Raw genomic sequence first — 23,638 nt, 5'->3', positions numbered from 1 at the left:
TCCCCTTCGTGCAACACCCGCGTCACCGGCCGACGGCGGCGTCGAGCGACTCGCCGCGACGCGGCCTCGGGGACGACGGCTCGTGATCGCCCGGTGGACGCACCCCCTGTGACCGGCCCGTCACAGGCGGTCACTCCCCCCGGAGTGTTCGCTATATAGACGTGCGGAAGAAATATACCGGTTCATACCACGATACAAAAGACATAGGAACGCTTTACTCACTCAACTCTGAACGCGTGCATATGCGTAAGCGGAGAAGCTTTATCAAAGGCGTGGGCGCGCTCGGTACCGCTGGACTACTGGCTGGCTGTTCCGGTGACGGGGGTTCGGGCGGCGACGGCGGTTCGACCGAGAGCGATTCGGACGGGGGTTCCGAGAGCGAAGACACCGCGACCTCGACGCCGTCGGGGCCCGAAGTGACCTTCGGCGGGAACGAGGAACTGAACTTCAACCTCTCGCCGAGCGTCCCGCAGTCGAACCTCTACGTCCAGTACGCGCCGCTCCGGGACTACCTGGAGCGCTACGTCACGGAGAACTACGACGTGCCCGAGGCGCTGGACGCGAAGATGAACATCGGGAGCAACTACAGCGCCGTCATCCAGGCGCTCGGCCAGGGCACCGCCGACATCGCCGAGACCGGCCCGTTCGCCGCCGCGGTCGGCCACCAGACCGGCAACTCCGAGGTCATCCTCCAGCGGAAGGGGTACGGCACCTGGACCTACAAGAGCCTCATCGCCGTCCGCAACGGCAGCGACATCGGCAGCGTCGAGGACCTCGAGGGCAAGAACGTCGCGTTCAGCGACCCGCTCTCGACCAGCGGCTTCCTCTACCCGACGGCGACGATGAAAGAGGCCGGCATCGACGTCGGCAACCTCCCGGAGGGCAACGGGTCGCAGGCCAACTTCACGCCCACCTTCGCCGGGGGTCACGTCCAGTCGTACACCCTGCTGAAGCAGGGGCAGGTCGACGCCGCCGCGATGGGCGGGTTCGTCCGCGACACCAAGACCGGCCCGACCCCCGAGAAGTGGCAGGAGGTCGCGACGACGCTCCACGAGGACACCGGGCTGCCGCGGGCCCCCATCGTCGTCAGTAGCGCGCTCGACGACGACGCACAGGACGCCATCCAGACGGCCTTCCTCGAGGCCCCGGACCGCGTCTACCAGGGTGCCGACGGCGAGGACGGGACCGACGACGATCTCTGGTTCAGCGCCGTCCGCGAGGCGGACGTCGACACCTACCAGGACGTCATCGACAAGGCCGAGACCCTCGGCGTCGGTGCGGACTTCTTCGAGCAGTAACCCACCTGGTTTATCACCAAGGATTTTCTCACCACACATATGCCCGCAGTTAGTTTCGACAGCGTGACCAAGGTGTACGGGGAGGACACCGTCGCCCTCGACGACATCGACATCGACATCGAGGCCGGTGAGTTCGTCGTGTTGCTCGGTCCCTCCGGGGCGGGGAAGTCGACGTTCCTCCGTGTCCTGAACGGGCTCACCAACCCGACGGAGGGGGCAGTCACCATCGAGGGCCAGTCCGCGACGGGCGCTCGCGACGACGTCGGGATGGTGTTCCAGGAACACTACCTCATCGAGAGCCGCAGCGCATTCCAGAACGCGCTGACCGGCGCGCTCGCTCGCAACGGCCTGCTCCGGAGCGTCCTCACCTGGCACGGGGAGTCGGACAAGCGAACCGCCCTGGAGGCGCTGGACACCGTCGGTCTCCTGGAGGAGGCCGGCCAGCGCGCCGGCTCGATGAGCGGCGGTCAGAAACAGCGCGTCGGCATCGCCCGCGCGCTGGTCCAGCAGCCGAGTCTGCTGCTGGCCGACGAACCCGTCGCCAGCCTCGACCCGAAGGCCGCCCGCGACGTGATGGACTACATGAAGCAGGCCGCCGACGAGCGCGACCTGACCGCCATCACGAGCCTCCACCAGGTCAACATCGCCCGCGAGTTCGGCGACCGCTTCATCGGCGTCCGGGACGGCGAGGTCGTCTTCGAGGGCGACCGCGAGGACCTGACGATGGACGTCGTCGACCGCATCTACTACGGCGAGGGTGGCGACGGCGACACGCAGACCAGTATCGGCGTCGAGGACGGCGAGCAGCTGGGCGACACCCCGCCGGCGTCGGCCGACGGAGGTGAGTCCGCGTGAGCGACGACGCGGTCTCCGCACAGCTCAACAACCTCCGTCGCACGCGGGTCATCAGGCAGGTGGCGGCGGTCCTGCTGATCCTCGGCATCGTCGCCACGACGGTCTTCGGCCTCGGGTTCATCGGCTTCGACCTCGGCGAGATCCGCGCCGGTATCCCCGGCTTCGTCGATTTCATCGGCGCGTTCTTCCCGCCGAACTTCGGCGCGATGACCGTCTACACGAAGAACCAGGGCATCACCGGCCTGCAGGCGATCCCGGCGAGCCTCGTGCCCTCGCGCCTCGCCGAGACGCTGGCCTCCCCGCGGCTGACGCTCGTGAAGGCGAGCATCGTCACGCTGTTGCTCGGCTTCCTCGGGACCGTGCTGGGCTTCCTGCCGGCGCTCGTCTTCGGCGTGCTGGGCAGCGAGCAGGTGACGCCGTTCCCGTTCAACTTCATCTTCCGCGGGACGATGAGCGCCATCCGCGCCATCCCCGCCATCGTCTGGATCTTCCTGTTCATCCCCTTCGGCCCGCCGAGCCAGGCGACGGCCGTGCTGGCCATCGCCACCGACACGATCGGGAACCTCGGTCGCCTCTTCACCGACGAGCTGGAGGAGGTCGACGAGGGGCCGATCGAGGCCATCCGCTCGACGGGTGCCTCCCGGACCCAGACCGTCGGCTTCGGGATGTTGAGCCAGGTCTCCCGGTCGTTCATCGCGTGGACGCTGTACATCCTGGAGATCAACACCCGCATCGCCATCTCGCTGGGCGTCGTCGGTGCCGGCGGCCTCGGCCTCTACATCCGGAACCAGCAGGACCTCCTGCAGTTCCAGAACACCGCCGCCGGGATCGTGATGGTGTTCATCGTCGTCCTCTCCATCGAGCTGCTCTCCTCGCGCATCCGGGCGCGCCTGCGCCCCAGCGAACACGAGAGCAAGGGCTTCGTCGAGGGCCTGAAGGACCTGCTGAACGCCGACAAGTGGGTCGGCCGCTCGAAGGACGCCTAGTCGGGCCGGACCGTCTCGACGGTCCACTCCCCGTCCGGGACGAACGCCGCCGCCTCGATCTCGACGGCCGCGTCGTCGTGGACCAGCTCGTCGACGCCCACCATCGTCGCGGCCGGGAACTCGGGCGCGTCGAAGAACTCCCGACGGACCGCGTGCAGCTCCCGTCTGAGGGCGTCGGTGAGCCGGTCGCTTCGCACGTAGAACCGCAGCATCGTCACGTCGCCCGTCGCCCCGCCCAGGTCGTTCACGACCACGTCCGCGACGGTCTCGAAGACGTGCCGGGCCTGCTCGACCGGCGTCCCGTCCGGGTGGACGAGCCCCGACAGCCGGAGGTCGGTGCCGGTCGCCCGCTCGGTCGCGACGCCGACGGACATCGCCGGGTCCGTCCCGTCGTCGAGTTCGCCCAGCCCGGGGCCGAGGTGGAGTTTCCGCATAGGTGTCGGTGGGGTAGCCACCGTCTTGGCCGTGGCGGTGCTCAGAAGTCGCCGAGCCGCCGCTGGCCGCTCTCGTCGTCGGTGAACTCCGCGGCCGCCCGCAGGGTCGCCTCGAACGTCTCCTGCTGACTGGGGTCGTACAGCGTCGCCGCCGGGTGGACACAGACCATCACCCGGCGGGGTTCGCCCGCGAGCGTCGCGTCGAACACGTCGCCGGCCGCGCCGGTGACGGCCACGTCCCGCTCCAGCAGGTGCTCGGCGGGCACCTTCCCCAGCGTGACGACGAGTTCGGGGTCGACGCGGTCGACCTCCGTCTCCAGGTACTCCCGGCAGTTCGCCAGTTCCGCCTCGCGCGGATCGCGGTTGTCCGGCGGCCGGCAGCGCACGCAGTTGGTGATGCGCACGTCCCCGCGGTCCAGCCCGGCTTCGCGGAGCGTCTCGTCCAGTACGTCGCCGCTGCGGCCGACGAACGGTTCGCCCTGCTCGTCCTCGTTGGCACCCGGGGCCTCGCCGACGAACAGGAGGTCCGCGTCGGCGGGACCGACGCCGTTGACGATGCGCGAGCGCGAGTCACAGAGTTCCTCGCAGCGCTCGCAGGCGACCACGTCGAGCCCGTCCATCTGTCCCATACCCGACGGTGGGCGGCCGGCCGTATCAACCCCGTCGGTCGCGGGCCGCGGGACGGCGGCCGATCAGTCGGCGTCGAGCAGGCCGCGGGCCGCGAGCCGGGCCACGCGGAGCGGCTCCGGCCGGCCGCCCTCCGGCGTGAACGCGCGAACGACTTCGGCGGCCCGATCGTCGTCGACGCCGACCGCGCGCACGTAGAGCGTGTCGTCGCCGACCGACACCGGGCGGCGGTCGGGCTGGGCGCGGTAGGTGTCGAGCCGGTCCCGGACGGTCGCGGGGTCGTCGAACGCCTCGCGGATGGCCGGGCCCAGCCCCGGCGAGGCCTCGAAGCTCACCGAGAGGGTCGGCAGCCCCGTCCGGTCGTGGATGCGCCGGAGGTCCAGGACGTTGAACCACGCGGGGGCGATTCCGGCAAGCAACAGCCAGCGCACGTCCTCGCGGTCGAGCCGCGCGACCATCTCACAGACGGCGTCGGTCGCGTCGGTCCCGCCGACCGTACACCGGCCGAAGACGAAGCCGTCGACGACTCTGCTCGCGCGGACGACCGTCCCCGCGAGCCGGCTGGTCTCGTCCCGATACGACTCGGCCACGCCGAGGGCCCGCGCCCCGGCTTTCATACGAGCTGCCGCGGGTCCGGCCCGACCCGACCGCACGGCTGCGTGCGGTCGTCCCGGGACACGGGGACGGCAGCCGGGCTCACGTGTTCGACTGGTCTTTGATGTCTTTGAGCGTGTCCAGAAGTTCGTCGTTCGACGCGGTGAACTCGTACTCCACGTCGCCCTCGTGGGCGTTGTCCTCCGCGTCGTGCCCGTCCTCGTCTTCGAAGTCCGTGTCGTACTCCTGGTTCTCTTGTTCTGACTCGTCGTAGCTCCCGAACCCCATAGTACGTGTACAACTATGCAATTCGGGTTGAAAAATGGCTCGGCGGATTACAGGATTTGATTCTTGGGACGTGATACCACGACAACCGTCGTAGGCTCCGCCTAGAGCGACTCGCGGGGCTCGACGTTGCGGTTGCCGGCGTGGGCGTCGGCTCCCTCGCGGGGGCGCGCCCACCGGACGGCGTTGTCCAGCACGCGCTGGACGTCGTCGCGGTGGTAGATGGGGTAGGTCTCGTGGCCCGGCCGGAAGTAGAAGAGCCGGCCGCGGCCTCGGCGGTAGCAACACCCCGATCGGAACACCTCGCCGCCCTCGAACCACGACGTGAACACCAGCCGGTCGGGTTCGGGGACGCCGAACGGTTCGCCGTACATCTCGGCCTCCTCGACGGTCAGGGAGTCGTCCAGCCCGTCGGTGATGGGGTGGCCGGGGTCGACGACCCACAGCCGCTCGCGCTCGCCGACCTCCCGCCAGGTGAGGTCACAGGGCGTCCCGAGCAGCCGCTTGAACGGCTTCGAGGCGTGTGCCGAGTGGAGGACGAGCAGCCCCATCCCGTCCTGGACCCGCTCGGCGACCCGCTCGACCACGTCGTCGCGGACCTCGTCGTGGGCGGCGTGGCCCCACCAGGTCAAGACCTCGGTGTCGTCCAGCACCGACTCCGTGAGGCCGTGCTCCGGTTCCTGGAGGGTCGCCGTCCGCGTCTCGTGGCCCCGTTCGGCCAGCGCGTCGGCGATGGTGGCGTGGATGCCGTCGGGGTAGACCTCGGCGACGGCGTCGTCCTCCCGCTCGTGGACGTACTCGTTCCAGACGGTGACTGAGACCATGGGTCGTGATTCGCGGCCCGACACATAGGGGCCGCGGTTGCGAGTGGGGGCGTCAGAACTCCGAGACCGAGGCGGACAGTTCGGCCCGGTAGAGCAGCCCGTCGTAGACGACCAGGTACGTCGCCGGGTCGCTCCTCCCGCCGACCGCCACTCCGCTGTCCCGGACGGCCTCGAGTACGGTCCGAAAGGGCTCGCTGAACGACTCGTCGTGAGCCCGCTCCTCGCTGTACGCGTCGTCGATCGCCGTCCGGAGGATCTCGCGTGCCTCCGGATCGAACGCCGCCGGCGAGAGGTGGTCCGTGACGACCGCCTCGCGGAGGTGGGCCAGGAACGCCTCGCGGTCGTCGCCCGCGGCGGTCGCCCGGACCCGGTGGACCCGCTGCTCGACCCGTCGCTGTTCGACCCTGAGGCGGTAGGTCCCGTTCTCCCACGTGACGTTGCCGTACCGCGGCTCCGGCAGGAGCGCCGCCCCGCCGCTGGGCGTCGGGTGGAGGACCCGGGTCTGGTCCCGCTCGGTCAGCGGAGCGACCAGTTCGGCGACGTGGCCGCCGTAGCGGTCCAGCGGGACGGCGTCGGCGGCGTCGGGGTTCGGCTCGACCGACAGGACCGGCTTCGCCACGGTCGCGGTGCCGGCGGTCTCGGTCCGGACCCGGTAGTACGTGCCGTCGACGCGGACGAACGCCGTCCCGGCGAACGGCTCGTAGCCGTAGGCGGTCGCCGCGCCGTCGTCGGACGCCGCCGTCCGGACGAGCGCGACCTGGTCCTCGCGCAGGCGACGCGCCGGCGCGGCGACGAGTTCGTCCGCCTCGTCCGCGCGCCTGAGCACGAGCTCCGTCCGCTTCCCGCCCCCGCCACAGCCGGCGAGGGCGGCGCTGGCGAGGGCGGCGACCGTGCCGAGGAGGGCGCGGCGGGAGGGGCGCACCGGCGGCGAGGAGGCGGCGGGAGCGGGCGGGCGTTGCACGGCCGAGGCTCCTGCGGGCCGCGACAAGTGTCTTCTGTCGCTACGGGCCGTACACTCAAACCCGTCGCGCCCCACACCCCGGCTATGGAGGTCCACAACGTCACCGCCGACGCCGAGACGTTCACCTGCAACGCCTACCTCGCGCTCGGCGAGGCCCCGACGCTCGTCGACGCGGGCGCGATGGACGGCGTCGTCGAGGCGATCCGCGAGCACACCGACGCGCTGGACCGCGTCGTCCTGACCCACCAGCACGGGGACCACGTCGAGCAGCTCGACGCCGTGCTGGACGCGTTCGACGCCGACCTGTACGCCTACGGCGACCACGCGCGCCGGGACACCGCCCTCCGGGACGGCGACGAGATCGTCGTCGGCGAGGAGGCCTGCGAGGTGGCGTACACGCCGGGCCACGCCGACGACCACGTCTCGCTGGTCTCGGAGGCGTCGCTGTTCTCCGGGGACGTGGTCGTCCACGACGACGGCGCGTTCGACGACGGCTCGTTCGGCCGGACCGACTACCCGGGCCAGTCCCGCGAGCGGCTCATCGAGAGCATCCGGGACCTGCTGGACCGGCTGCCCGACGGCGTCGAGCACATGTACGCCGGCCACGGCGGCGTCTTCCACGGCGACGTGCGCGCGGTCGTCGAGCGGGCGCTGGAGCGGGCCGAGCGCCGCGAGCCGAAGTACCCCGACGAGTAGCGCCGCTGGCGGGGCGGGAGTGCGGAGAAGTCGAGCGGGGCCGCCTCAGGCGCTGCGGGGCTCGCTGGCCTTCGGGCGGAGCTTCCCGTAGCCGCACTTCCGGCACTGCTGGGCGCGCTGGGGGTTGCGGGCGTTACAGCGCATACAGATCTGCTTGTTCAGGAGTCGGTCTGACGCTTCCTCGAAGCTAGCCATACGTCCGGGTTGCCAGTCGGGCCGTTTAAGCTTTCAGTTTCCGACCGGGCCGGTTTTGGGGCGGGGGCACCTCCGTCGGGGTATGTACGACCGCGTGGCGGACCTGTCGCTGACCGTCGAGGACTGCACCTTCGAGACCCGCGAGCGGGCGACCTCAAGCGGGTTCGACCGCGCGACGACCACCGTCGAGCTCTCGGGTGCGGGGGAGACGGGCCGGGGCGAGGACGTGACCTACACCAACGAGGCCCACGAGGCGCTGGCCGACCACAGCGTCGACCTCGCGGGCGAGTACACCGTCGACTCGTTCTCGGCGGCGCTCGACGACGCCGACCTGTGGCCGGAGCCGCCCGACGAGGACCGCTTCCACCACTACCGGCGCTGGGCCTTCGAGAGCGCCGCGCTCGACCTGGCGCTGAAGCAGGCCGACACCAGCCTCGGGGCGGCGCTGGACCGCGACTACGACCCCGTCGAGTTCGTCGTCTCGACCCGCCTGGGCGGCGAGAACGAGCCCCCGACCACCGACCGGCTGGACGACCTGCTGGCGGTCCACGGCGACCTCGCGTTCAAGCTCGACCCCACGCCCGAGTGGGACGACGATCTGCTGAGCGAACTGGCCGACTACGACGTCCGCGTGCTCGACCTGAAGGGGCTCTACGACACGGAGGGCGTCGAGGTGACCGTCGACGCCGACTTCTACCGCCGGGTGGTCGACGCCCTCCCCGACGCGCTGGTCGAGGACCCCGGCCTGACCGACGAGACCCGGCCCGTCTTCGAGGGGCGCGAGGAGCGGGTGACCTGGGACGTGCCGATCACGGGCGTCGAGAGCATCGAGGCGCTGCCGTTCGAGCCCGACTGGCTCAACATGAAACCCTCGCGGTGTGGCACCGTCGAGTCCGTCCTCGACACGATCGCCCACTGCGAGCGCGAGGGCATCCGGCTGTACGGCGGCGGCCAGTTCGAACTCGGCGTCGGCCGCGACCACGTCCAGGCGCTGGCGTCGCTGTGCTACCCCGACGCCCCGAACGACGTGGCCCCCGGCGGGTACAACGACCCCGGCCTCTCGGGCGACCTGCCGGCGAGTCCGCTCGCGCCCCCGACCGACCCCCGCGGGATCGGCGTCGGCTTCGGCGACCCTGATAGCTGATGGCGTGTTTACAAGTCCGGCGGCGTGGTATCGACTCGCATGACATCCCACCTGCGATGTCGCGCCTGCGGCGAGCGTATCGAGGACGTCTTCGAGGCCGAAGCCCGGCAGGCCTGTCCGCACTGCGACGCGCCGCTGCGCGAACCGAGCGTCCGGTAGTCACTCCTCGGCGAGGTAGTCGTCCTGGACGGCGACCACGTCCGCCGAGTCCTCGCAGTCGGCGTAGCGCCGCAGCGGCTCCTCGTTCAGTTCGAGGAACGTGTGACCCCACGAGAACTTCGCGAGGAGCTCCTCGGCCCGGTCGCGCTCCCCGAGGATACACAGCGCGCCGGCGAAGGCCTCGACGGTGTTGAGCTGGAACGCCGTCCCGTAGTTGACGGGGTTGCCGGCCACGAGGAAGGGCAGCGACCGGTGGACCCCCTCCAGATCGAACGCCTCCCGCTCGGCGGTCTCCCACGAGCAGTCCAGCGCGACCAGCCGCTCGTGGCGCGCGCCGTCGCCGGCCCGCGGGGCGTCGGCCGGGGACAGCGCCCGCTCGGCGAAGGGGTTGAGGACGATCCCCGGCGGCGTCGACCGGGTCGCGCGGTGCAGCTCCGCGAGGTCGAACCGCGCGAGCTTCCGGGCGCTACACTTCTCGGGGTCGTCGTCGCCCTCGTACCTGACGTGCAGTTCCACGCCCGAGCGTACCGCTCGCGGCGGCAAAAGCGCCCCGCTCCGCGTTCGGGACTGAACACCGTTAAGTGGCGACAGGCCGGACGGTCGGTATGCTCTCGGAGGGGACGGAGGCACCGGCGTTCGAGCTCCCGGGCCTCGTCGACGGCGAGCGACGCCGCGTGTCGCTGGGGGAGTTCCTCGGCGATGACGTGGTCATCCTCGCGTTCTACCCCGCCGACTTCAACCCCGCCTGCGACGAGACGTCCTGCGGTCTGGACGAGCTCGACCTCTTCACGATGCAGAAGGACGTGACCATCCTCGGGATCAGCCCGGACTCCGTCCACAGCCACCGGGCGTTCGCCGACCGCTACGACCTCAAGGTGCCGCTGCTGGCCGACACCGACGGCGCGGTGGCCGAGGCGTACGACCTCGGGTTCGTCGACGACATCGGCCAGCACCTGCTCGAACGGGCCGTCGCCGTCGTCGACCACGACGGCGTCGTCCGCTACGCCTGGCACACCGACGATCCGACCGTACTCCCGGACGTGGAGCCGATCAAGGACGCCATCGCCGACACCGGCGGCGACGACACGGCCTTCGCCCGCTACCGGGTCGGCCACGCCCACTACACGGAGGGTCGTCGAGCGTTCACGTCGGCGATGGACGCCTTCGGCGACTCCGAGTGGATGCTGGCCCAGTCGGACTTCCAGCGGGCCCGCGAGGAGTTCGCGGAGGCCGAGTCACAGTTCGACACCGCCGTCCGGTTCGGCGACGACGACTCCCTATCGCCGGTCTACGAGGGGGCCAAGACGAAGGCCAGCGCCCTCTGGCAGGCCGCCGACTGGCTGGCGGGGTCGGCCAGCGCCTACTCCAGCGGCAGCGGTGCCCGCGGCCAGGAGCTCCGCGACGACGCCGAGCGACCGCTCGGGACCGCCCGCGACTACGAGGAGCCGCCGGACCCGGACGGCCCCTGGCCCCCGGCGGTGGACGACCTGACCACGTCCGCGCCGGACGACGGCGACGGCATCCTCCCCGCTGAGGAGCCCGCCCCCGACGCCACGCTGGACGTGGACATCGACGACGCGTCGGAGACGGTCGGGGGCGACCAGTCGGAGCGACGCGACGACGGCGCGACCGGGGCGGTGGCCGAGGACGGGCCGGCGGAGGGGGACCCGTCCGTCGCCGGTGCGGACGACGGCGACCACGACGCGATCGGCGACGACGAGATCGCCGAGATACAGGCGGAACTGGAGGCGACCGACCCGGAGCCGACGCCCGAGGCGGTCACCGAGGAGCCGACCTCGATGGTCGACGCGCCGCCGACCCCCGACGACGCCGAGGGCGGAAACGGCGGGTCGACTGCCGCCGGCGACGCGTCGGGACCCGCCGCGCCCGACCGCCGGGACGACGGGCCGGACACGCCCGACACGGACGGGACCGACGCCGACGACGCGGCGGCCGACGGGCCGGACGCGGGAGCGGACGACGAGCCAGCCGCCGACGGCGAACTGGAACTGACCGACCCCGCGGCGGACGACCGCGATGAGTGACGGCGACCGAGCCGCCACCGCGCGGGCCTACTACCGCGCGCTGGACGGCGGCGACTACGACCGGCTGCGAGGATTGCTCGCCGAGTCGTTCGTCCACGACCGGCCCGACCGGACCATCGAGGGCCGCGAGCGGTTCGTCCGGTTCATGCGCGAGGGGCGGCCCCGGACCGACACCACGCACCCGATCGACGGCGTCTTCCGGCGGGACGACGCCGTTGCGGTCCGGGGTCGCCTGCTCGACGCCGACGGCGACCCCATCGTCCGGTTCGTCGACGTGTTCACCTTCGCCGACGGCCGCGTCGACCGGATCGAGACCTACACCCGGTAGCGACGCCGGGACCGAACGGCCGACCGGTCGAGCGGGGGCGACGTCGGTCCCCGCGTCGACCCGGGAGTGGGGATCGGTAACAGAGCGCCTACCCGCGTAACCGCCCGCTACTCTCGCCGAAGCGCCGCCGTCGCCGTCCGGGTAGCCACCATTTGTTTATGCCCCAACACGGTATGTGACTGGTACATGGCGAACCGCCCTCGAGAGCCCCCCACCCACGACGCGACGACCGACGGCGAGTACCGACTCCGGCCCGGCGCGAAGGCACTCGTGACCACCGGGTCGACGGTGCTGCTGGTCAAGGAGCGCCACGCCGACGGGACGCCGTTCTGGACACTCCCCGGGGGTGGCGTCCACGACGGCGAGACGCTGGGCGAGGGACTGCGACGGGAGCTCGACGAGGAACTCCACTGCCGGGCCCGGGTCGGGCGGCCGGTGACGGAGTTCTGGTACGCCCACGAGAGCCTCGACGCCACGGTGTCGGCCTACACCGTCTTCGACTGCGACCTGCTGTCGCCGGTGACCCCCGACGCGACGGAGGGGATCCTCGACGCCCGGTGGGTCCGGCCGTCGGCGGTCCCCCCGACGACGCTCCCGCAGGTCCGCCACGTCTGCCGGCACGAGACGGCGGTCCCGGCGGCGGCGTCCGCCGGCGACTAGTCCTTCTCGCCCGCGCCGAGCGCGCTCTCGCCCAGCTTCTCCGACCCCTCGATGGCCTCCCGTCCGCCCATGTACGGCCGGAGCGCCTCGGGCACGGTCACCGTGCCGTCCTCGTTCTGGTAGTACTCCAGGATGGCGACCAGCACCCGCGGGACCGCCAGCCCGGAGCCGTTGAGCGTGTGGAGGTACTCCGCGGACTCGTGGCGCTCGGGCCGGTAGCGCAGGCCGGCCCGCCGGGCCTGGAAGTCCTCGAAGTTCGACACGGAGGAGACCTCGAGCCAGCGGCCGCCGACCTCGGGGCCGTCCGCCATGTCGTCGCCGGGTGCCCACACCTCGATGTCGTACTTCTTCGCCTGGGTGAACCCCATGTCGCCGGTGCACATGTCCAGCACGCGGTAGGGGAGCCCGAGCCGGTCCAGCACTTCCTCGGCCTCCGAGAGCAGCCCCTCGAGGCGGTCGTAGCTGTCCTCGGGCCGGACGAAGTTGACGAGTTCGACCTTGTGGAACTGGTGGACGCGGACGTAGCCACGGGTCTCGGTCCCGTGTTCGCCGGCCTCCCGCCGGAAGTTCGGCGAGAACGCCTGGTGTTTGACCGGGAGGTCGCCGTCCAGCAGGATCTCGTCGCGGTACATGTTCGTCACGGGGACCTCCGCCGTCGGCAGCAGCCAGAGGTCGTCGTCGTCGTAGTCGTCGTCCTGGCGCGCCCCGACGCGGTAGGCGTCCTCGTCGAACTTCGGGAGCTGGCCGGTGCCCCGCATCGACGCGGAGTTGACCGGGATCGGCGGGAGCACGTCGTCGTACCCTTGCTCGCGGTGGACGTCCAGCATGAACTGCACCAGCGCGTGCTCGAGGCGGGCACCCTCGCCTTTCACGAACTGGAAGCCGCCGCCCGTGACCTTCGCGCCCCGCTCGAAGTCCAGGATGTCAAGTTCCTCGCCCAGGTCGTAGTGGGGGACCACCTCGTCGGGCAGGTCCCGCAGGTCCTCGAAGCCGCGCCGGTAGCGCTCGACGTTGTCGCTCTCGTCGTCGCCGGTCGGGACCGACTCGTGGGGGACGTTCGGCAGTTCCAGCAGCCGCTCTTCGAGTTCGGTCTCCAGCTCGTCGGCCCGCTCCTCGACGGCCTGGAGTTCCGCCTTGAGCTCCTGGGAGCGTTCGATCGCCGCCTGGGCCTCCTCCTCCTTGCCCTCCTGTTTGAGAGCGCCGATCTCGCTGGAGACCTCGTTGCGCTGCTGGCGGAGCCCGTCGCCCTCCGCCTTCAGCTCGCGCCACTCCTCGTCGATGTCGAGGATCTCGTCGAGATCGACGCCCGTGACGCCCTTGCGCTCGATGGCGTCCCGGACCGTCTCGGGGTTCTCCCGGACGAACTGTCTCGATAACATACCCGCGGCTTCTCGGCGGCGGAAATTAGTCGTGTCGGTCGCGCGTGCCTCGCCGCGCGCCGCCGGCACAACGGTTTTCTCGCTCCCGGTCGGTCTCACGGTATGGCAATCGGTGACGTTTACGACGCCGAGCACTGCCCGGACGTCCACTACGTCGACACCGGGATGTACGACGTGCCCGAGTACGGCTCGGTGTACATCGTCGACGCCGAGCGGCCGGCGCTGGTCGACACCGGCATCGGGACCAACTACGAGCGGATCCTCGACGCGATGGCCGAGGTCGGGGTCGCCCCCGAGGACCTCGAAGTGATCGCGCTCACGCACGTCCACCTCGACCACGCCGGCGGCGCGGGCCTCCTCCTCGAAGAGTGTCCGTCGGCGACCGCGTACGTCCACGAGATCGGCGTGCCCCACCTCGCCGACCCCTCGCGGCTCTGGGCGGGCACCAAGCAGGCCGTCGGCGACCAGATCGAGTACTACGTCGAACCCGAGCCGGTCCCCGAGGACCGAATCGTCGAGCTGAGCGACGGCGACGAGATCGACCTGGGCGACCACACGCTGGCGGCGATCCACGCGCCGGGCCACGCCCCCCACCAGGTCGTCTTCCACGACCCCGCGATCGACGGCGTGTTCACGGCCGACGCCGCCGGCATCTACGCGCCCTCGACCGACGAGGTCCACGTCACCACCCCGCCGGTGAACTTCGATCTCGACGGGGCGCTCGCCGACGTCGAGCGGCTGCGGGACCTCGATCCGGCGACGCTGCTGTACGGCCACTTCGGGCCGGCCCCGACCGCCGACCGCCTGGACGAGTACGCGGCGAAGCTGGAAGCCTGGGTCGCCGACGTCGAGACCAAGCGCGCGGAGCTGGGCGACGACGACGCGGTCGTCGACCACTTCGTCGAGACCGTCGAGACGCCCGAGATCTGGGGGGACCGCAAGGCCCGCGCGGAGGTCGCGATGAACGTCCGGGGCGTGTTGGTGTCGCTGGACCGATAGCCTCCGGCGCGGGGCGACGAACGGCGGCGTGAGCGCCGCGGTGTCGTCCGCTGATACGGTCGGCACAGTTTTCAGGGATGTTACCAAATGCATCCCTAATGGTCGAAGCTGAACCTTCCGAGGGCGGGGTCGGCGACAGGACGCTCCCGGAACTCTTCGAGGCGAGCGCCGAGGAGCACGCGACCCGGCCGGCACAGAAGTACAAGGGCGGGACCCACGACCGCTCGCTGGCCGGCGTCGCGTTCGACGCCGCACCGCAGGGCGAGTACGCGGCGCTGACCTACGGGGAGATGCGCGACGTCGTCCGCCGGCTGGCCCTGGGGTTCCGGGAGCTCGGCGTCCAGCCGGGCGACCGGGTCGGCCTGTTCTCGGACACGCGGATGGAGTGGGCCCAGTCGGACTTCGCGCTGCTGGCCAACGGCGCGGTCGTCTCGACCGTCTACAAGAGCTCCTCGCCGGACCAGGTCCGGCACCTCCTGTCGGACCCGGGCGCGACGGCCGTCGTCTGCGAGAACGACGAGCTGCTGGAGCGGGTGCTGGCCGTGGAGGACGAGGTCCCGGTCGAGGAGATCGTGGTGATCGACGAGACCGACACCGACCGCGCGGACGTCCACACGCTGGCGGACGTGTACGAGCTCGGCGACGCGGCCTACGACGAGGGGACCTACAACGTCCTGCTCGCCGAGCGCGATCCCGAGGAGCTCGCCAGTCTGGTCTACACCTCGGGGACGACCGGCCAGCCCAAGGGGGTCCGGCTCACTCACCGGAACTTCGCCGCCAACGTCGAGCAGTGTGACGACGGCTACGGGCCGGGCGCGGACCTGCCGGCGGACGCGCCGCGGGTCGACGACACCGCACAGACCGTGTCGTACCTCCCGCTCGCCCACGTCTTCGAGCGGCTCACCGGCCACTTCTTCATCTTCGCGGTCGGCGGCTGTGTCGCCTACGCCGAGAGCGTCGACACCCTGAAGGAGGACTTCCAGCTCGTCGAGCCGACCGTCGCCACCAGCGTCCCGCGGGTGTACGAGAAGATCTACGACGCCATCCGCGAGGAGGCCGAGGAGTCGGCCGTCGGCGAGCGCATCTTCGAGTGGGCCGTCGACGTGGGCCGGCGCTACCACCGCGAGGAGCTGCCCGGCGTCCCGCTGCGGGCGAAGTACGCCGTCGCGGACAGGCTGGTGTTCTCGAACGTCAGGCAGGCGCTGGGGGGCAACGTCGAGATGCTCGTCAGCGGCGGCGGCACGCTCTCGAAGGGGCTGGCGGAGCTGTACCACGGGATGGGGCTGCCAATCTACGAGGGGTACGGCCTGACCGAGGCCGCGCCCGTCGTGACGAACAACCCCATCCCGGAGCCGAAGGTCGGTACCATCGGGACCCCCGTCGAGGCGATGGACATCGAACTCGACACGCACGTCCTGCCCGAGGAGAACCTCGGGGGCGTGATGGGCGACACCGGCGAGTTACTCGTGAAGGGGCCGAACGTCACCGACGGCTACTGGAACCTCGACCAGGCGACCGAGGACGCCTTCACCGACGACGGCTACTTCCGGACCGGCGACATCGTCACCCGGCGACCGGACGGCTACTTCGTGTTCCGCGAGCGGGCCAAGCAGCTGCTCGTCCTCTCGACTGGCAAGAACGTCGCGCCACAGGCCGTCGAGGAGGCCCTGGAGGACCGGCCCATCGTCGACCAGGCGCTGGTGCTTGGCGACGGGGAGAAGTACGTCGGGGCGCTCGTGTTCCCCGACGGGGACGAACTCGACGCGGCCGCCCGACAGAAGGGGCTGTCCGTCCCCGCCGACCCCGCGGCGTGGCCCGACGACGAGAACGTCCGGACGCTGATCGACCGGGCCGTCGAGGCGGCCAACGGGTCCCTGGAGTCCCACGAGACGGTCAAGCGCTTCGAGGTGCTCCCGGAGGGGTTCACCGAGGAGAACGGCCTGCTGACGCCGACGATGAAGAAGATCCGGCCGGACATCAAGTCGGTCCACGCCGACCGCATCGACCGCATCTACGACGAGGCGGCGTTCGCCGACGAGGAGCGGGTGAGTGGGCGGGCGGCGACCGACGACTAGCGCGGTTCCGAGCGCCAGCGAAGACCCTCGATAACGCCCGAGCGGCGAAGCCGCGAGGTCAGCGAGGAGAGCGAGCGGGGAAACGACCCGCCGGGGCCGCGGAAACGCCGCGAACGACCGAGCGAGCCGCCGCTCGTGGGCGCGAGTGAGTGCGTTTATACCGGGGGGTACCTTTGTCCGGCATAGATGGAGGACAGCCGTGGCTGGTAGTTCCGGACTGCTGATCCCGCTGGTGGCCGGCATCATCGGGCTCGGCGTCGTCGCGCAGGTACTCGCCGCCCGGATCCGGGTCCCGAGCATCATCTTCTACCTGCTGGTCGGGGTCGTCATCGGCCAGCCGGGGCTGGGGATCGTCACCAGCGAGACGTTCGGCGGGGCGCTGTCGGCCATCGTCGGGCTCGCCGTCGCCATCATCGTCTTCGAGGGGGCGTACCACCTCCGCTTCGAGCGCATCCGTGAGGCACCGACGGCGACGTTCCGGCTGGTGACGCTGGGAGCCGGCATCGCCCTCGTCGGGACGGCCGTCGCCGTCAAGTTCGCCTTCGGCGTCGCCTGGGACATCTCGTTTCTCATCGGGGCGCTGCTGGTCGCGACCGGGCCGACGGTCATCACGCCCATCCTCAACGTCGTCCCCGTCCGGGACCGGGTGGCGACGGCGCTGGAGACGGAGGGCATCGTCAACGACGTGACCGCGGCCATCATCGCCGTCGTCGTCTTCGAGACGGTCAACCCCGGCGCGACGAGCGAGGGGCTGTTGCAGGCCTTCGCCCTGCGGCTGGGGACCGGACTGCTCGTCGGCCTGCTCGTCGCCGGCCTGCTGTACTACCTCCTGCAGTACATCGACCTCTCGCCGGGCGACGCCCCGCGGAACTCCCGGCTGCTGGTGCTGGCGGGCGCGCTGGTCGCGTACGCCGCCGCCAACACCATCGCGACGGAGGCCGGCGTCGCCGCCGTCGCCACCGCCGGGATCGCACTGGGCAACGTCGACCACCCCTACGAGGCCGACATCACCGAGTTCAAGGGCGACATCACGCTGCTGGTGCTGTCGTTCGTGTTCATCGCGCTGGCGGCCCAGCTCAGCCCCGACGCCCTGATCGACGTGGGACTGGCCGGCATCGCCGTCGTGGCGGCGGTGATGTTCGTCATCCGGCCCGCGCTCGTCTTCCTCTCGGCGCGGGGCGACCGCTTCACCCGGGAGGAGAAGCTGTTCATGAGCTTCGTCGGCCCGCGGGGGATCATCCCCGCGTCGGTCGCGACGCTGTTCGCCGTCGAACTCAACAGCGTCGCCGAGGAGCTGCGGACGGAGGCCGGCGAGGCGAGCGGCCAGGAGGCCCAGGAGCTGCTGGCGCAGGCGGACCTGCTGGCCGGGCAGGCGGAGCTACTGCTCGGGACCGTGTTCCTGGTGATCTTCGTCACCGCCCTCCTGGAGGGCGGCCTGGCCCGAACCATCGCGGAGAAACTGGACGTGATACCAATGCGAGTCATCATCGTCGGCGGCGGACAGGTGGGCCGAGCGCTCGCCGAGCGCCTCGAAGACCGGGGCGAGAACGTCGTCATCATCGAACGGGACGAACAGATCGTCGAACGAGCGCGCAACGCGGGCTACACCGTCGAGATCGGCGACGGGACCGACACCGACGTGTTGCGGTCGGCCGGGGCCGAGAACGCAAAGACCGTCGTGGCCGCCACCGGCGACGACGACGTGAACCTCCTCGTGTCGCAGCTGGCCAGCTCGAAGTTCGACATCGACCGGATCATCGCCCGGGCGAACAACCCCGACAACGTCGAGGCGTTCGAGGACCTCGGCGTCCGGACCATCTCCTCGGCGATGGCGACGGCGTGGGCGATCGACAACCAGATCGAGCGGCCGGCCATCGCCCACTGGATGACCGACGTGGGCCGGACCGGCGACGTCCAGGAGGTCGAGCTGAAAAACGAGTCGCTGGCGGGCAAGACGGTCCGGGAGGTCGGGCCGATGCTGCCCGAGGCCTGCCTCATCGCGCTGGTCAGCGGCGAGAACCACGAGCACGCCGAAGTGCCGACCGCCGACTACGAGCTCCAGCTGGGCGACACCGTCACGCTGCTGGGGAAACGCGAGTCCGTCCGCGAGGGGATGACGCTGGTCGGCGGGGACTAATCGAGGTCCGCGGGCGGGTCCTCGACGCCGGCGGTCCACGGGGAGTCGCCCTCTTCGCCACCGGTCTTGTACGTGCCGCGAGCGCTGGCGACGTGGTGGCCGTCGTCGTCGTACACCTCCACGTCGACGACGGCGACGTGGCCGCCCGACCGGACCACCTCGGCCTCGGCCCGGAGGTCGGCGGTCGCGGGGGCGAGGTAGTCCATCCGCATGTCGACCGTCGGCGAGACGCTGCCGGACTCGGAGACGACGGCCGCACCGCCGACCGTGTCGGCCAGCGAGTAGGTGACCCCGCCGTGGGCGATCATCGAGTGCGGGTTCGAGGAGTGCTCTTCGCGCAGGGGGAGTTCGGCGACCGCGTGGCCGTCGCCGACCTCGGTCAGTTCGACGCCGAGTTCCCTGACGAAGGGGATGTCGTTGAACAGGGCGCGTAAGCTCATACCCCCACCTCACACTCGGGAGACATAAGCGGCGGCGAACCGTCGGAAACGGGTCCGCCGTGGTCGCCGTGGTGCGACCGACGGCACGCGGTGTCCGACGCAGAAGGTCGGTCACGGGGCAGACGGTCGCGACGGCGGTGCAGTAAAGAGCGTCGGCGTCCTGCTTCGAGGTGATGGGCAGTACCGTCGACACGCTGGCGCAGTTCGGACTCTCGGAGACGGAAGCGGCGGCGTACCTCGCCGTCTTAGAGCGTGGGACGGCGACGGTCGCGGCGGTCAGCGACGAGACCGACATCTCGACGGGCTACGTCTACGACATCGCCGAGAACCTCGCCGACCGCGGCCTGGTGGTCGTCGACGACCACCACACGCCGACCCAGATCCGGGCGGTCGATCCGGAGTCGGCCGTCGAGTCGATGACGGCGGTGCTGACCGATCTGGAGGCGGACCTCTCGGAGCGGTACACGGAGACCGAACCCGACTACCCGGCGGTCGAGGTCGTCCGCTCCCGGCAGACCCTCTACGACCGCCTCGAACACCTCGTCGAGACGGCCGACGACGAGGTGTTCGTGATGGTCCCGACACCGGTCGCCGCCCGCGTCGCGGAGGCGCTGACCGACGCCCGCGACCGCGGCGTGTTCGTGGCGCTGTTGCTCGGGGGCGACGACGGCGAGGCCGCCCGGGCGGCGGACGGGGCCGCCCACGTGGCGCGGTCGTGGGACCCGCCGGTCGAGAGCCTGGTGATGGTCGACAACGAGGCGGCCGTCACCAGCGACTCCTCGCTGTTGCACGGCGAGCACCGCGAGGGCCACTACGGGCTGGTGCTCGAACAGAGCCCCAAGGTCGCCGGGGCGGTCGCCTCCCAGTGGTTCAACTTCTGGGCCGCGGCCGACGAGGTGGCCACCGGCGAGCCCCCCGCCCTCCCGGCCGAGGAGCTCCCGTTCCGGTTCGGCCTGTTCACCGCCGTCGAGCACGGTGCCGACCGCGACCTGCAGGTGACGGCCGACCTCTTCCCCGGCCAGGACCGCGAGCGCATCACCGCACCGCTCGTCGAGGTCAAGCAGGGCCTGGTCGAGCCGGTGACGTACGACTTCCCGGTCCAGAACACGCTCGTCGTCGAGGCCGACGGGGAGCGGGTCACCGTCGGCGGACCCGGTGCCTTCGTCGAGGACTACTCCGCGCGGTCGCTGACGATCAGCGAGCGGTGAGGGACGGCCGCGCCGGGCCTACGGCCGGTGGAACTCGATCGCCGCGCCCTGCCCGAACCCGACACACTCCGTCGCCAGCCCCAGCTCCGCGTCCCGTCTCGCCATCTCGTGGACCAGCGTCACCGGGAGGCGAGCGCCGGAGGCCCCCAGCGGGTGGCCGATGGCGATCGCGCCGCCGTTGACGTTGTAGCTGTCGTCGTCGAAGCCGAGTTCGCGCTGGCAGTAGAGACACTGGGAGGCGAAGGCCTCGTTGAGTTCGACCAGGTCGTAGGCGTCGGTGTCGCGGCCGACCCGCTCGGTGAGCTGGCGGACGGCGGGGACCGGCCCGATGCCCATCACGGTCGGGTCGACGCCGGCGACCTCGTGGGCCCCGATCTCGGCCAGCACGTCGAGGTCCCGCTCCTCGGCGTACTCGCGGGAGGTGACCAGCAGGCCCGCCGCGCCGTCGGAGACCTGCGAGGCGTTGCCCGGCGTGACGGTGCCGTCGGACTTGAACACGGTCGGGAGGCCCGACAGCGTCTCCAGGTCGGTGTCGCGGCGGATGCCCTCGTCTTCCTCCACCGTGCCCTCGTCGGTCTCGATCGGGACCAGTTCGTCGTCGAACCGACCGGAGTCGGTGGCGTCGGCGGCCCGTTGGTGGCTCCGCAGGGCGTACTCGTCCTGTTCCTCGCGGCCGACGCCCTGCTCCTCGGCGACCTTCTCGGCGGTCATCCCCATCTGGAGTTCGCCGATGTTGTAGTGTTCGGCGAGCCGCGGGTGGACGTTGTGGGTGTTCGCCCCCATCTCGACGCGGGACATCGACTCGACGCCGCCCGCGATCAGCACGTCGCGCTGGCCGGCCGCGATGGCGTCGGCCGCCCGCATCAGCGCCTCCGCCGAGGAGGCACACCAGCGGTTGATCGTCGCCCCCGGGACCGACTCCCCGAGATCGGACAGCAGGGCGATCACCCGCGCCAGGTTGTTGCCCTGCTCGTCGCGCTGCTGGGCACACCCCCACAGCAGGTCGTCGACCTCCTCGCTCTCGACGCCCGTGCTGGCCAGCAGTTGGTTCACGAGCGGGATCGAGAGGTCCTCGCTGCGGACGCCGGCGAGCGCGCCGTCCTCTTTCCCCTGTGGTGTCCGGACCGCGTCGACGATGACCGGTGTTGCCATGGCCGCGTCAACGCGACGGCTCGTGTTAAAAGCTCACAAACTCCGAACCCCGGGCGGGGAGTTGCTCGCTCACTCGGCGTCGAGTCCCGGCGGCAGGCCGGTGTGCTTGATCCCCGTCCACTCGTCGACGTCGAACCGGACGACGCTGACGTCGCCGGCCGCGCCGGCCTCCTTGACGACCGCGGGTCGCCAGGCCGTCTCGAAGACGGCCGCGAGGTCGTCCCAGTCCGACTCGGGCACCTCGTCGACGGTGCCGGTCAGCAACACGCTCTCCCAGTTGAACGGCGACTGGGCGGCGTAGGTGAGGAAGCGAGCGCGCCGGGCGGTCTCGATCAGCGTCCGCTTCCGGCTCTCGGGGCCACCGACGAAGGTGAAGTACAGCGTCCGGTCCCCGTCGTAGCCGAAAGACAGCGGCACCAGGTACGGCACGTCGTCGGCGTCGAGTCCCAGCACGCCCATCCGCTGTGTCGCCAGGAAGTCCCGGACCTCGTCGTCCGACAGGCGGTCCAGCCCGAACTCCGCGAGGGCGTCGACTGTCATACAGCTGTGACTTCGAGCGGCCCGGAGATAAGCGTTCGCCGCCGGTCAGTCCCCGCTCTGCTCGGCCCCCGGCGCGTGTCGCTTGACCCGCTCGATCGCCGCCACCGCGCGGCTCCGCTTCGGGTACCCCTCGCCGCTGTCGGCGACGATCTCGCCGTTCCGGTGGCGCAGCCGCCAGCGCCACTCGTCGGCGCTGTCCTCGTAGATCTCGAAGGCCGCCGACCCGATGGTCAGCGTGTCGGCTTCGGGCGCGTAGCTCCGGACGCGCTCGACCGCCCGGAGGGCCTTGTTGCGCTCGGTGTACCCCTCGCCGCCGTCGGCGACGAGTTCGCCGTTGCCCGCCCTGAGCCGCCAGCGGTACTCCCCGGCGTTGTCCTCGTACACCTCGAAGCCGTCGTCGACCTCGCTCTCGGCGGCCAGTTCCGCGACCCGCGCGGCGGCACGGCGGGCGTTCGATCGGGAGGCGTAGCCGTCGCCGCTGTCGGCCAGGATCTCGCCGTTCCGGTGGAGCAACCGCCAGCGGTACTCCCCGGCGGCGTCGACGAACACCTCGAAGGCGGTCGGGTCGATCCGGAGATAGGCCGCGCCGGCGGCGTGTGCGCGGACGCCGTCGAGCGCCCGCCGGACGTTGGACTTCGAGGCGTACCCCTCGCCGCCGTCGGCGATGATCTCGCCGTTGTCGTGGCGCAACCGCCAGCGGTACTCCCCGGCGTTGTCCTCGTACACCTCGAAGGTCGCCTGGCTCTCCGGTGCCGGCACCTCTGGGACCTCCGCGGCCTCGTCGTCCTCGGCGGCGTCCTCGAGGACGACGACGGCCCCGCCGGCGGCGTTCGCCTGGACGCTTCGCAGCCCCTGCATCGCCTTCTGTCGCGAGGCGTACCCCTGCGCGCTGTCGGCGATGACGTTCCCGTTGCGGTGGCGCAGCCGCCAGCGGTGCTTCCCGCCGCGGTCCGCGTACACCTCGAAGGTGCCCTTGCTGTCCATCGCGGCGGCGATGGTGGCCTGTGCAGCGGCCAGTTCCCCCTCCGTCGCCTCCAGCGACGCCGTGAGGTCCCCCCGGGCGGACTCGCTCGTGGCCAGCTCCTCGGCGAGTTCGTCACGTTCCGCGGTCGCGCGTTCGGTTTCCGTCTCGGCCTCGTCGGCACGCTGTGCTGCGGCCCGGGTCTCCTCCTGTGCGGCCGCGATCTCGCCGCTCGGGTCCCGCAGGGCCGGGGCGACGAGTGCGCCGACCACGGTCAGGAACAGGCCGACGACGTAGAGCGTGACGACCCCGGCGTTGCCGGTCGGCCGCTCCCAGTTGGCCGGGTACACCGTCGTGAACCAGAGAAGTGCCACCAGGCAGACGACGCCGCCGGCGTACGAGACGGTCGTCCCGATCCGCGACAGTGGGAGCCGGATGGTCGGCCCCACCACGAGGAGCACGAGCCCGAGTCCACCGAGCACGTACCCCGCCTCTCGCGGCCCGGAGTTCGCCGGCGAGAAGAAAAAGAGCAGTAGCCCGAAGATGCCGAGCAGGAGGCCAGCGACGAACAGGTAGTATCCCCGTACCTCGTCCGCCGTCGATGGTTCGCCGATTCGACCTTCGTACCATCGTGTGAGTGCGCTGTCAGACGGCAT

General features: G+C 70.9%; 25 protein-coding genes. 12 read left to right on the top strand and 13 right to left on the bottom strand.

Features of this window, described 5'->3' with window-relative positions; translation table 11 throughout:
- Window positions 1-242: 242 nt before the first annotated feature.
- Genes P0592_RS08045 through P0592_RS08035 form a run of 3 tightly spaced genes read left to right on the top strand, consistent with a single transcriptional unit; the run spans window position 243 to window position 3,139 of the window.
- Window positions 243-1,298: a phosphate/phosphite/phosphonate ABC transporter substrate-binding protein gene (locus tag P0592_RS08045; RefSeq protein WP_276273757.1), complete on the top strand. Its 1,056-nt coding sequence runs from the start codon at window positions 243-245 to the stop codon at window positions 1,296-1,298.
- 39 nt (window positions 1,299-1,337) lie between these two features.
- Window positions 1,338-2,153: a phosphonate ABC transporter ATP-binding protein gene (gene phnC, locus P0592_RS08040; RefSeq protein WP_276273756.1), complete on the top strand. Its 816-nt coding sequence runs from the start codon at window positions 1,338-1,340 to the stop codon at window positions 2,151-2,153.
- Complete coding sequence (locus tag P0592_RS08035; protein ID WP_276273755.1) at window positions 2,150-3,139, top strand: PhnE/PtxC family ABC transporter permease; 990 nt, start codon at window positions 2,150-2,152, stop codon at window positions 3,137-3,139. Before phnC ends, P0592_RS08035 begins: the two co-directional genes overlap by 4 nt.
- Here P0592_RS08035 and P0592_RS08030 read toward each other — a convergent pair.
- From P0592_RS08030 to P0592_RS08005, 6 genes are all read right to left on the bottom strand, one after another.
- The gene (locus P0592_RS08030; protein ID WP_276273754.1) at window positions 3,136-3,573 is read right to left on the bottom strand and encodes a RidA family protein; all 438 of its coding nucleotides are present in this window, start codon (window positions 3,571-3,573) and stop codon (window positions 3,136-3,138) included. The genes P0592_RS08035 and P0592_RS08030 overlap by 4 nt on opposite strands.
- Before the next feature lie 41 nt (window positions 3,574-3,614).
- Window positions 3,615-4,202, bottom strand: coding sequence for a uracil-DNA glycosylase (locus P0592_RS08025; RefSeq protein WP_276273753.1), 588 nt, complete (start codon window positions 4,200-4,202; stop codon window positions 3,615-3,617).
- Window positions 4,203-4,265: 63 nt separating this feature from the next.
- Window positions 4,266-4,817 carry an endonuclease dU gene (locus P0592_RS08020; protein ID WP_276273752.1) on the bottom strand — a complete coding sequence of 184 codons (552 nt, stop codon included), beginning with the start codon at window positions 4,815-4,817 and terminating at the stop codon, window positions 4,266-4,268.
- 79 nt (window positions 4,818-4,896) lie between these two features.
- Window positions 4,897-5,082, bottom strand: a complete 186-nt coding sequence (locus tag P0592_RS08015) for a DUF5786 family protein (RefSeq protein WP_276273751.1) — start codon at window positions 5,080-5,082, stop codon at window positions 4,897-4,899.
- A 101-nt stretch (window positions 5,083-5,183) separates the two neighbouring features.
- Window positions 5,184-5,903 carry a ThuA domain-containing protein gene (locus P0592_RS08010; RefSeq protein ID WP_276273750.1) on the bottom strand — a complete coding sequence of 240 codons (720 nt, stop codon included), beginning with the start codon at window positions 5,901-5,903 and terminating at the stop codon, window positions 5,184-5,186.
- A 52-nt stretch (window positions 5,904-5,955) separates the two neighbouring features.
- Window positions 5,956-6,864 carry a hypothetical protein gene (locus P0592_RS08005; RefSeq protein ID WP_276273749.1) on the bottom strand — a complete coding sequence of 303 codons (909 nt, stop codon included), beginning with the start codon at window positions 6,862-6,864 and terminating at the stop codon, window positions 5,956-5,958.
- Between the two features lie 84 nt (window positions 6,865-6,948).
- Here P0592_RS08005 and P0592_RS08000 point away from each other — a divergent pair, with 84 nt between their 5' ends.
- Window positions 6,949-7,560 carry an MBL fold metallo-hydrolase gene (locus P0592_RS08000; protein ID WP_276273748.1) on the top strand — a complete coding sequence of 204 codons (612 nt, stop codon included), beginning with the start codon at window positions 6,949-6,951 and terminating at the stop codon, window positions 7,558-7,560.
- A gap of 45 nt (window positions 7,561-7,605) precedes the next feature.
- Here P0592_RS08000 and P0592_RS07995 read toward each other — a convergent pair whose 3' ends face one another.
- Complete coding sequence (locus P0592_RS07995) at window positions 7,606-7,755, bottom strand: 50S ribosomal protein L40e (protein ID WP_276273747.1); 150 nt, start codon at window positions 7,753-7,755, stop codon at window positions 7,606-7,608.
- Window positions 7,756-7,837: 82 nt separating this feature from the next.
- On the opposite strand from P0592_RS07995, the gene P0592_RS07990 reads away from it, so the two are divergent.
- On the top strand, window positions 7,838-8,899 hold the full coding sequence (locus P0592_RS07990) for an enolase-like domain-containing protein (RefSeq protein WP_276273746.1): 1,062 nt from the start codon (window positions 7,838-7,840) through the stop codon (window positions 8,897-8,899).
- 159 nt (window positions 8,900-9,058) lie between these two features.
- Here P0592_RS07990 and P0592_RS07985 read toward each other — a convergent pair whose 3' ends face one another.
- Window positions 9,059-9,574 (bottom strand): DUF367 family protein, encoded by a 516-nt coding sequence (locus tag P0592_RS07985; protein ID WP_276273745.1) that lies wholly within the window; start codon window positions 9,572-9,574, stop codon window positions 9,059-9,061.
- An 89-nt stretch (window positions 9,575-9,663) separates the two neighbouring features.
- Between P0592_RS07985 and P0592_RS07980 the strand changes: the two genes are divergently transcribed.
- From P0592_RS07980 to P0592_RS07970, 3 genes are all read left to right on the top strand, one after another.
- Entirely contained in the window at window positions 9,664-11,103 is a 1,440-nt protein-coding gene (locus P0592_RS07980) for a redoxin domain-containing protein (RefSeq protein ID WP_276273744.1), read from the top strand.
- On the top strand, window positions 11,096-11,431 hold the full coding sequence (locus P0592_RS07975; RefSeq protein ID WP_276273743.1) for a nuclear transport factor 2 family protein: 336 nt from the start codon (window positions 11,096-11,098) through the stop codon (window positions 11,429-11,431). The genes P0592_RS07980 and P0592_RS07975 overlap by 8 nt, the downstream gene beginning before the upstream one ends.
- Before the next feature lie 186 nt (window positions 11,432-11,617).
- Window positions 11,618-12,091: an NUDIX hydrolase gene (locus P0592_RS07970; protein ID WP_276273742.1), complete on the top strand. Its 474-nt coding sequence runs from the start codon at window positions 11,618-11,620 to the stop codon at window positions 12,089-12,091.
- Here the strand turns inward: P0592_RS07970 and serS are convergent.
- Entirely contained in the window at window positions 12,088-13,470 is a 1,383-nt protein-coding gene (gene serS, locus P0592_RS07965; RefSeq protein WP_276273741.1) for a serine--tRNA ligase, read from the bottom strand. The two genes, P0592_RS07970 and serS, sit on opposite strands and share 4 nt — an antisense overlap.
- Window positions 13,471-13,572: 102 nt before the next feature.
- Here serS and P0592_RS07960 point away from each other — a divergent pair, with 102 nt between their 5' ends.
- The 3 genes from P0592_RS07960 (at window position 13,573) to P0592_RS07950 (ending at window position 18,681) form a co-directional block, all read left to right on the top strand.
- Window positions 13,573-14,469, top strand: coding sequence for an MBL fold metallo-hydrolase (locus P0592_RS07960; RefSeq protein ID WP_276273740.1), 897 nt, complete (start codon window positions 13,573-13,575; stop codon window positions 14,467-14,469).
- 98 nt (window positions 14,470-14,567) lie between these two features.
- Entirely contained in the window at window positions 14,568-16,544 is a 1,977-nt protein-coding gene (locus P0592_RS07955; RefSeq protein ID WP_276273739.1) for an AMP-dependent synthetase/ligase, read from the top strand.
- Window positions 16,545-16,743: 199 nt separating this feature from the next.
- On the top strand, window positions 16,744-18,681 hold the full coding sequence (locus P0592_RS07950) for a cation:proton antiporter domain-containing protein (protein WP_276273738.1): 1,938 nt from the start codon (window positions 16,744-16,746) through the stop codon (window positions 18,679-18,681).
- Here P0592_RS07950 and P0592_RS07945 read toward each other — a convergent pair.
- A complete protein-coding gene (locus tag P0592_RS07945) occupies window positions 18,678-19,121 on the bottom strand; it encodes a PaaI family thioesterase (protein ID WP_276273737.1) in 444 nt (147 codons plus the stop codon). The two genes, P0592_RS07950 and P0592_RS07945, sit on opposite strands and share 4 nt — an antisense overlap.
- Before the next feature lie 173 nt (window positions 19,122-19,294).
- On the opposite strand from P0592_RS07945, the gene P0592_RS07940 reads away from it, so the two are divergent.
- Window positions 19,295-20,329 (top strand): TrmB family transcriptional regulator, encoded by a 1,035-nt coding sequence (locus tag P0592_RS07940; protein WP_276273736.1) that lies wholly within the window; start codon window positions 19,295-19,297, stop codon window positions 20,327-20,329.
- A gap of 18 nt (window positions 20,330-20,347) precedes the next feature.
- Here P0592_RS07940 and P0592_RS07935 read toward each other — a convergent pair whose 3' ends face one another.
- From P0592_RS07935 to P0592_RS07925, 3 genes are all read right to left on the bottom strand, one after another.
- Complete coding sequence (locus tag P0592_RS07935; RefSeq protein ID WP_276273735.1) at window positions 20,348-21,481, bottom strand: thiolase family protein; 1,134 nt, start codon at window positions 21,479-21,481, stop codon at window positions 20,348-20,350.
- 69 nt (window positions 21,482-21,550) lie between these two features.
- Window positions 21,551-22,021 (bottom strand): pyridoxamine 5'-phosphate oxidase family protein, encoded by a 471-nt coding sequence (locus P0592_RS07930; RefSeq protein WP_276273734.1) that lies wholly within the window; start codon window positions 22,019-22,021, stop codon window positions 21,551-21,553.
- A gap of 45 nt (window positions 22,022-22,066) precedes the next feature.
- Window positions 22,067-23,638, bottom strand: coding sequence for a YegP family protein (locus tag P0592_RS07925; protein ID WP_276273733.1), 1,572 nt, complete (start codon window positions 23,636-23,638; stop codon window positions 22,067-22,069).

This window comes from Haloarcula litorea, from assembly GCF_029338195.1.
In the GTDB taxonomy this organism is placed as follows: domain Archaea; phylum Halobacteriota; class Halobacteria; order Halobacteriales; family Haloarculaceae; genus Haloarcula; species Haloarcula litorea.
This window is presented reverse-complemented; position numbering and strand designations above follow the sequence as displayed.

Bases quoted from the DNA above. Each gene is read 5' to 3' on its own strand.
- P0592_RS07940 (WP_276273736.1), top strand. From the start codon at position 19,295: ATGGGCAGTACCGTCGACACGCTGGCGCAGTTCGGACTCTCGGAGACG.
- P0592_RS07945 (WP_276273737.1), bottom strand. From the start codon at position 19,121: ATGAGCTTACGCGCCCTGTTCAACGACATCCCCTTCGTCAGGGAACTC.
- serS (WP_276273741.1), bottom strand. From the start codon at position 13,470: ATGTTATCGAGACAGTTCGTCCGGGAGAACCCCGAGACGGTCCGGGAC.
- P0592_RS07960 (WP_276273740.1), top strand. From the start codon at position 13,573: ATGGCAATCGGTGACGTTTACGACGCCGAGCACTGCCCGGACGTCCAC.
- P0592_RS08045 (WP_276273757.1), top strand. From the start codon at position 243: ATGCGTAAGCGGAGAAGCTTTATCAAAGGCGTGGGCGCGCTCGGTACC.
- P0592_RS07980 (WP_276273744.1), top strand. From the start codon at position 9,664: ATGCTCTCGGAGGGGACGGAGGCACCGGCGTTCGAGCTCCCGGGCCTC.
- P0592_RS07935 (WP_276273735.1), bottom strand. From the start codon at position 21,481: ATGGCAACACCGGTCATCGTCGACGCGGTCCGGACACCACAGGGGAAA.
- phnC (WP_276273756.1), top strand. From the start codon at position 1,338: ATGCCCGCAGTTAGTTTCGACAGCGTGACCAAGGTGTACGGGGAGGAC.
- P0592_RS08020 (WP_276273752.1), bottom strand. From the start codon at position 4,817: ATGAAAGCCGGGGCGCGGGCCCTCGGCGTGGCCGAGTCGTATCGGGAC.
- P0592_RS08000 (WP_276273748.1), top strand. From the start codon at position 6,949: ATGGAGGTCCACAACGTCACCGCCGACGCCGAGACGTTCACCTGCAAC.
- P0592_RS07925 (WP_276273733.1), bottom strand. From the start codon at position 23,638: ATGCCGTCTGACAGCGCACTCACACGATGGTACGAAGGTCGAATCGGC.
- P0592_RS08015 (WP_276273751.1), bottom strand. From the start codon at position 5,082: ATGGGGTTCGGGAGCTACGACGAGTCAGAACAAGAGAACCAGGAGTAC.
- P0592_RS07970 (WP_276273742.1), top strand. From the start codon at position 11,618: ATGGCGAACCGCCCTCGAGAGCCCCCCACCCACGACGCGACGACCGAC.
- P0592_RS08025 (WP_276273753.1), bottom strand. From the start codon at position 4,202: ATGGGACAGATGGACGGGCTCGACGTGGTCGCCTGCGAGCGCTGCGAG.
- P0592_RS07975 (WP_276273743.1), top strand. From the start codon at position 11,096: ATGAGTGACGGCGACCGAGCCGCCACCGCGCGGGCCTACTACCGCGCG.
- P0592_RS07955 (WP_276273739.1), top strand. From the start codon at position 14,568: ATGGTCGAAGCTGAACCTTCCGAGGGCGGGGTCGGCGACAGGACGCTC.
- P0592_RS07990 (WP_276273746.1), top strand. From the start codon at position 7,838: ATGTACGACCGCGTGGCGGACCTGTCGCTGACCGTCGAGGACTGCACC.
- P0592_RS08010 (WP_276273750.1), bottom strand. From the start codon at position 5,903: ATGGTCTCAGTCACCGTCTGGAACGAGTACGTCCACGAGCGGGAGGAC.
- P0592_RS07930 (WP_276273734.1), bottom strand. From the start codon at position 22,021: ATGACAGTCGACGCCCTCGCGGAGTTCGGGCTGGACCGCCTGTCGGAC.
- P0592_RS08030 (WP_276273754.1), bottom strand. From the start codon at position 3,573: ATGCGGAAACTCCACCTCGGCCCCGGGCTGGGCGAACTCGACGACGGG.
- P0592_RS07995 (WP_276273747.1), bottom strand. From the start codon at position 7,755: ATGGCTAGCTTCGAGGAAGCGTCAGACCGACTCCTGAACAAGCAGATC.